The sequence below is a fragment of the Ketobacter sp. GenoA1 genome (genome assembly GCF_003671475.1).
Lineage (GTDB): Bacteria > Pseudomonadota > Gammaproteobacteria > Pseudomonadales > Ketobacteraceae > Ketobacter.
On sequence record NZ_RCHM01000014.1, the window covers coordinates 174,595 to 181,114 of the forward strand.

Genomic DNA, 6,520 nt, shown 5'->3' on the forward strand with positions numbered 1-6,520 from the left:
ACCACGCCGTCAGCCATTTCGCCAACCAGACAGGGATCACCATGAACGCATCACGTGTACCGTGCCTCTCGCTTTGTGGACTACTGTTCAGTACGCTGTTTTTTACTGCTCTGCCAGTGCATGCTGAAGGCAGACGCCCCTACACTTCCGAATTTTCATTCCGGCTCAATTATTCCGAAGCAGAAACGTTTAACGGCCCCAACGGATCCTACCTGGATGTGCAGGATGATCTAGGCTTTGGTTTTTCCTACCTCTACAACCAAAGCCCCCATTGGGCCTTCGGCGGCAGCTTTGACTGGATCGGCCTGGACTACGAAGCCTTTGCCAGGGCTGACGATCCCGCCAATGAGGATTTCAAATACCGCAACCGCATGTATAACTACAGCCTGAATGCTGATGCGGTTTATTACTTGCTGGATCAACCGTTCACACCTTTCGTGGCCGCCAAACTGGGGTGGACCACCATCGACACCAACATCAGTAACGGCCCCGGCTACAACTACTGCTGGTGGGATTACTGGGGCGGCTATTACTGCACCAGCTACCGCCCCACCAAATCCGAAAGCGGCCTCAGCTATGGGGTGGGCCTTGGCCTGCGCTGGGACATCAATCGGAATTATGCACTGAGCGGCAGTTACCGCTGGACGGAAGTGGATATCGACGTGGCGGGTGATAATCCGCAACACAACCTGTGGCGACTGGAATTTATTTCCAAGTTTTATTGATCAGATATCTGCGTCCGCCAAAGCCCGCAGAAACGTGGCCGGCTCTGGGCGCACCCGATAGTTGTCGGTCTGGTGGGTAAAGATTATACGTCGCTCGGCATCGGTGATGATCACCGTGGGCATCACCGTGTCGCTGTCATACCCCAGCACCTCCAACCCGGCGGGCAACCCCACCAACGCTTCAATCCCCAGGGTTTTGGCAGCCTTCAGCTCCTTATCCACCAGAAATTCCATGGGCACTTCAAAACGCCGCGCGAGATCTGCCGTATTGGCATGGGATTGGGGGCTGATCATCAGCAGCTTCAGCCCTTTGGCGGCCAACGCATTGTACTGCTCCGCCACTTCCTTGATTTGAGCCATACACAAGGGGCACCAGTTACCCCGATAAAACAACAGCAGCAAGGGACCATCGAAATCACTGAGCCGAACCGTTTCCCCCTGCGGGTTTTCAAAGCTGAGTTCCGGTAACCGGTTGCCGTTCTGCAACAGCATATTGAAACGTTTGCCATAGCGGGAATACCAGCGAATATAAAGACTGGCAAAACCCAGGCCCACCCCCAGCACCCACAACCAGGCCTCAATGGCCACCACATCGTTCATCAGCATACCGGCGCAGGCCAGCAACGGCCCCACCCACATCACCACCGACATGTAACCGGTGCGGGCAATGCTGAACGCAAACACCCAGATAAAAAACGCCAGGCCAGGGACCAGCGCAACCAACATCCACACCCCGTAGCCGGACTCCGGCAGCAGCCAGAATGCCCGCACAACACCCAGAAACAGCAACGTGAAGTAAAGAGAAATAAAAATGGATTTTAATCGATTCATAGCATCGCCTCCTTGTCTTACCTGATTGGACGCAACAGGAGGCGGATTGTTTCAGCGCAGCCTGGTGTGAGGGCTGGTGTGAGGGCTGGTGTGAGGGCTGGTGTGAGGGCTGGTGTGTTGGCTGGTGTGAGGGTTAGCTGACCACGTAACGCAACACAGCCACCACCTGTTGCGGGGTCTGGGCCCAGGCCATGGCGGCAGCATCCACTTCCTTCAACGGGTGAATGATACTGTCATCATGCAGGGTGATATAGGGTTTGCCCAACGCCGCGCAGTAACCGGCATCAAATGCCGCGTTCCACTGTTTGTATTGCTCACCGAAGCGCACCACCACCAGATCAGCCTGCTCAATCAGGGTTTTGGTGCGAATGCCGTTGACCCTGGACGACTTGTGATCGCGCCAGAACGGGGTGTCCTCGGCCCCCAACACATCCCCCGCCGCATCACTGGCATCATGATCGGTAACCGCCGAGGTAAAGGTCACCGGCAGGTTCAGTGCCTGAGCGCCGGTGATGATCTGCTCCCGCCAATCCGTGTGAATTTCCCCTGAAAGATAGACTGTCCAACTCATACCTGGCCCTCCTGTTCGCATCAGCCAGCATTATACACAAGCCGGCTTCTGCCTCCGAGTGCGGTGCTTCAACCGTCATATCCCGGATTGCGACGATCCAGGCGCCGCAGCAGGGCGGGCCAGGCCAGGGCACCACCGGCCTGCCGGGTTACCGCCTGGGCCTGGGCCTGGGCGGTATCAATGATCTTCTGGTCGATGGGAATCAATTCACCACCCCCGGCCTGAGCCCGGACCTGTATCATGCAGGCCGCCTCAAACAGATACATGAACAGGAACGCATCCGGAATATTGTCGGCAGCCGTCAGCAGGCCGTGATTGCGCAGCATGAAGAAATTCTTGTCGCCCAGATCCGCCACCAGGCGCGGCTTTTCGTCCTCCCGCAGCGCAATGCCTTCGTAATCGTGATAGGCCAGCGACGACAGCACCAGAATGGATTGCTGCGACAACGGCAAGACACCGTTTTTCTGGGCCGATACCGCCACACCATTGATACTGTGGATGTGCAACACGCATTTGGCGTCCTCACGAGCGGCATGAATGGCGCTGTGAATGGTAAAGCCCGCCGGGTTGATATCGTATTCGCTGTCCATCACCTTGTTGCCGTGCAGATCCACTTTCACCAGGCTGGAAGCGGTGATTTCCTCGAACAACATGCCATAGGGGTTAATCAAAAAGTGGTGCTCCGGGCCCGGCACCCGGGCCGAGATATGGGTGAAAATCAGATCGTCCCAGCCATAGTCCGCCACCAGCCGGTAACAGGCCGCCAAGTCCACCCGTTGCTTCCATTCTTCCTCACTCACCTGATTTCTGATGGATTTCATAGCGCTCATGGGCAATCTAACCTCCTGATGAAATTGAGTTATTTTATTTTTCTGCCAAATAATGAGTCATTTACAAAAAACGACTCGTAATTGTCGGCCAATGTCACTATCATAGGCCATTCCATACTCAAGAGTGGCCCCTATCCACTCACAAGGAAAGTGACTCAGCAGTACTCCTTGATTACCCAAAACAACAATGAAGGGGAAGTGCATCATGACTGCATTCGAAGATCAGGCGATTTATCCCAGTGCTGAACTGTTTCTCATCAAACAGTTTATGAAACGGGAAGGGTTTCACCCCCGGCAATGGTTACTGGGTACCGGCCTTAAAGAAGAACATATCATGAACCCGGAGACCCTGGTGTCCCTGCGGCAATTCGACATCATCTACCACAATATTTTCCGCATCACCAACCGCCCCGATGTGGCCCTGGCCCTGGGTTCCAATCTCAACCTGTCCCGCTGGGGCGTGCTCTCGGTGGCGATGATCTGCTCCCAGACCCTGGGTTCGGCACTGGAAACCGGTAATCGTTTCCGCAGTATAGTGCGCAGCCGCTTCAAGCTGACACCCCATTTCCGCAAAGATGTCACCGAAATCGTCATCGAGCGACAGGAAGGCATGAGCTTTCCGCTCTCCGCCAGCTTTTCCCACGAACTGCTGATCGGCTCCATGCAGAGCATGATCCGCTCCCTGGTCAAAGAGCGCAACGTGTTCAGCGAGATTCACCTAAACTATGCACCACCGGCACACTATGAACAGTATGCCCGCTATTTCGATTGCCCCTATTCCTTTAACCGGGAAAAAAGCATGCTGGTGATTCCCAACGATTTAATGCACCGGCCCCTGCCGTCGGGCAACCCCATCACCGAGCAGCAGGCCATTGCCGTCTGTAAACTGGAAGCCGAACGGGTGGCGCAGGTGAAAAAAGGCGACCTGACCTGGATGCTGCGTTCTGAAATCAGCAAGCAGGAAGGCCCGTTGCCAAGCCTGGATGCCATCGCCGACCGGCTGCACGTCACGCCGCGTACCCTGCGCCGCAAGCTGCAGGAAGCCGGCACCAGCTATCGCCGTATCTGTCATGAGCACCAGTTGCAGCTGGCACTGCATTACCTGGCTGATCCGAAGCTGAAATCCAGCGCAGTGGCCCACAAATGTGGCTTCAAGGATGCCGCCAGCTTTCGCGAAGCCTTCAAGCGCTGGACCGACATGACACCACAGGAACACCGCAAACGCAGCCGCTCCACCCACGTCACCATGCCCCTCTCCAGCCCGCTGCCACGCAGCGTCGCCGCATAACCGGATCGCGCCCGGCCTCCGGTCGGGCCTAACTCTGTGCTATAGTCCTGCTTTCCCAATCATCGGCAGCTGGAACCCACAACATGGCAGAACTGGTAAAAATTCAGGCGCAGAAAGCCAGCGAGATTCTTACCCATTTTGAACTCAGTGAAGAGGCAGCGGAGTTTGCCGACCAGGGCAATCTGACACCCGCCGACTTTGTCCGCCAGTTGCTGCAGGCCAACCTGTACTATGACGCGGTGAAGTTCCTGGCCCACGCCCTGCCAAAACGGGAGTCCATCTGGTGGGCCTGTCTGGCGGTGAAAAAGACCCTGGCAGAAGATGCGCCGGCGCCCCAGCAAGCGGCCCTCAACGCGGCCGAACAGTGGGCCATCCAGCCCAGCGAGGAAAAGCGTCAACTGGCCAAAGCCTGGAGCGAAAAAACCCAGAACAAATCCGCCGCCAGTTGGGCCGCCACCGCCGCCTTCTGGAGTGGTGGCAGTATGGCCAAGCCGGGCGAGCCGGAGATGGTGGCGCCCCCTTATCTCTATGCCCACGCCGTATCCGGGGCCATTTCCATGGCCGCCTTCAGTCCGGACCCGGATAATGCCGCCGAGCAATTCAAGCTGTTCATCCGCCAGGGCCTGGATCTGGCCGCCGGTGGCCGGGGCGACGTGGCCTGAGCGAGGCCCGCCGTCACCACCCTGTCACTCTGCTCTAAACTGTCACCCCCGTGACAGATGACATGTCACTTCCCCGGTTTTACCGTTCCCACCTGCCCACAATTGCCCCGGCTGTGCTCCAAAACCCCACCAACACAATAAAACCCAACTATATCAATAACTTAAAAAGTTGGCACGCAAGTTGATATGTAATACTCAAGCAAGAGCGATTAAGCGCCAGCGAAACGCAGTAACCCAATTAACGTAACGACTCATCATTCTCAGGAGATACACCATGGCTATTTACATGAACTTCAACAACAAAAAGATCAAAGGCAACGTCACCGCAGCCGGTTACGAAGACTGGATCGAACTGGACTCTTTCAGCCTGGGCACCGGCCGCGGCATCACCATGGAAGTGGGCAACATGGCCAACCGTGAAGCCAGCCGCCCTTCCATCAGCGAAGTGTCCGTCACCAAAATGATGGACAACGCCTCCGGCGGCCTGTTCAAGGAATCCCTCACCGGCGTGGAAGGTGTTGTGGTACAAATCCACATCGTACAAACTGGCGCCAAACAAGTTGAAAAATTCGCCGCCTACGAACTGACCGACGTACTGATCAGCTCTTACAGCGTCAGCGCCAGCGGCGGCAGCGCCCCCGGCGAAAGCATGAGCCTCAGCTACTCCAAAATCGTGGCCGACCTGCAGGGCGCGGACAAGACCAACAAAAACGGTCAGAACATGAAAGTGGGTTATGACCTCACCACCGGCAAGCCTCAGTAAAGCTCGAACAGAAAACCCGGGCTGGCCCCCAGCGGCCACCCCCCCACCTCGCAACCGGACCCTGGCTCACAAGCCGGGGTCTGGTCGTGGTGGGTTCCGCACCAGGGCCCCTTTATCCGTTCGTGCTGTTTTAATTCTTCCGAACAACTGCCCCCCGCTGTGCCTGGCCGTCATCGGCGGTGACATGAAAATCAGCCCGTGACTTGTCACTTTTTCAGCACCACTCTGCCACTTCCCCAGGCAACCGCCCGATCTTCATCGCAACGCCATCAAAAATCTTAAATATTCAACCATATCAACAACTTAAAAAGTTGGCACGCAAGTTGATATGTAATACTCAAGCAAGAGCGATTAAGCGCCAGCGAAACGCAGTAACCCAATTAACGTAACGACTCATCATTCTCAGGAGATACACCATGGCTATTTACATGAACTTCAACAACAAAAAGATCAAAGGCAACGTCACCGCAGCCGGTTACGAAGACTGGATCGAACTGGACTCTTTCAGCCTGGGCACCGGCCGCGGCATCACCATGGAAGTGGGCAACATGGCCAACCGTGAAGCCAGCCGCCCTTCCATCAGCGAAGTGTCCGTCACCAAAATGATGGACAACGCCTCCGGCGGCCTGTTCAAGGAATCCCTCACCGGCGTGGAAGGTGTTGTGGTACAAATCCACATCGTACAAACTGGCGCCAAACAAGTTGAAAAATTCGCCGCCTACGAACTGACCGACGTACTGATCAGCTCTTACAGCGTCAGCGCCAGCGGCGGCAGCGCCCCCGGCGAAAGCATGAGCCTCAGCTACTCCAAAATCGTGGCCGACCTGCAGGGCGCGGACAAGACCAACAA

At 56.2% G+C, this 6,520-nt stretch carries 8 protein-coding genes; 5 read left to right on the plus strand and 3 right to left on the minus strand.

The window, feature by feature from the left end; genetic code table 11:
* Positions 1-41: 41 nt before the first annotated feature.
* Positions 42-725: an outer membrane protein gene (locus D9N13_RS05830; protein WP_290587125.1), complete on the plus strand. Its 684-nt coding sequence runs from the start codon at positions 42-44 to the stop codon at positions 723-725.
* Here D9N13_RS05830 and D9N13_RS05835 read toward each other — a convergent pair whose 3' ends face one another.
* The 3 genes from D9N13_RS05835 to D9N13_RS05845 all read right to left on the minus strand — a co-directional run bounded on the left by D9N13_RS05835 (position 726) and on the right by D9N13_RS05845 (position 2,957).
* Positions 726-1,556 (minus strand): peroxiredoxin family protein, encoded by an 831-nt coding sequence (locus tag D9N13_RS05835; protein WP_290587127.1) that lies wholly within the window; start codon positions 1,554-1,556, stop codon positions 726-728.
* 133 nt (positions 1,557-1,689) lie between these two features.
* Positions 1,690-2,127: a YtoQ family protein gene (locus D9N13_RS05840; protein WP_290587129.1), complete on the minus strand. Its 438-nt coding sequence runs from the start codon at positions 2,125-2,127 to the stop codon at positions 1,690-1,692.
* Between the two features lie 68 nt (positions 2,128-2,195).
* On the minus strand, positions 2,196-2,957 hold the full coding sequence (locus D9N13_RS05845) for a class II aldolase/adducin family protein (protein WP_290587131.1): 762 nt from the start codon (positions 2,955-2,957) through the stop codon (positions 2,196-2,198).
* Positions 2,958-3,162: 205 nt separating this feature from the next.
* On the opposite strand from D9N13_RS05845, the gene D9N13_RS05850 reads away from it, so the two are divergent.
* The 4 genes from D9N13_RS05850 to D9N13_RS05865 form a co-directional block, all read left to right on the plus strand.
* Positions 3,163-4,245: an AraC family transcriptional regulator gene (locus D9N13_RS05850; protein WP_290587133.1), complete on the plus strand. Its 1,083-nt coding sequence runs from the start codon at positions 3,163-3,165 to the stop codon at positions 4,243-4,245.
* Between the two features lie 83 nt (positions 4,246-4,328).
* Positions 4,329-4,907: a DUF6931 family protein gene (locus tag D9N13_RS05855; RefSeq protein ID WP_290587135.1), complete on the plus strand. Its 579-nt coding sequence runs from the start codon at positions 4,329-4,331 to the stop codon at positions 4,905-4,907.
* Between the two features lie 274 nt (positions 4,908-5,181).
* Complete coding sequence (locus D9N13_RS05860; RefSeq protein ID WP_290587138.1) at positions 5,182-5,670, plus strand: Hcp family type VI secretion system effector; 489 nt, start codon at positions 5,182-5,184, stop codon at positions 5,668-5,670.
* Positions 5,671-6,086: 416 nt separating this feature from the next.
* The coding region (locus D9N13_RS05865) for an Hcp family type VI secretion system effector (protein ID WP_290587140.1) at positions 6,087-6,520 on the plus strand (434 nt) is incomplete at its 3' end.

What these genes read in the sequence shown, in the direction of transcription:
- D9N13_RS05830 (WP_290587125.1), top strand. Translation starts at nt 42, where the DNA reads ATGAACGCATCACGTGTACCGTGCCTCTCGCTTTGTGGACTACTGTTC.
- D9N13_RS05835 (WP_290587127.1), bottom strand. Translation starts at nt 1,556, where the DNA reads ATGAATCGATTAAAATCCATTTTTATTTCTCTTTACTTCACGTTGCTG.
- D9N13_RS05840 (WP_290587129.1), bottom strand. Translation starts at nt 2,127, where the DNA reads ATGAGTTGGACAGTCTATCTTTCAGGGGAAATTCACACGGATTGGCGG.
- D9N13_RS05845 (WP_290587131.1), bottom strand. Translation starts at nt 2,957, where the DNA reads ATGAGCGCTATGAAATCCATCAGAAATCAGGTGAGTGAGGAAGAATGG.
- D9N13_RS05850 (WP_290587133.1), top strand. Translation starts at nt 3,163, where the DNA reads ATGACTGCATTCGAAGATCAGGCGATTTATCCCAGTGCTGAACTGTTT.
- D9N13_RS05855 (WP_290587135.1), top strand. Translation starts at nt 4,329, where the DNA reads ATGGCAGAACTGGTAAAAATTCAGGCGCAGAAAGCCAGCGAGATTCTT.
- D9N13_RS05860 (WP_290587138.1), top strand. Translation starts at nt 5,182, where the DNA reads ATGGCTATTTACATGAACTTCAACAACAAAAAGATCAAAGGCAACGTC.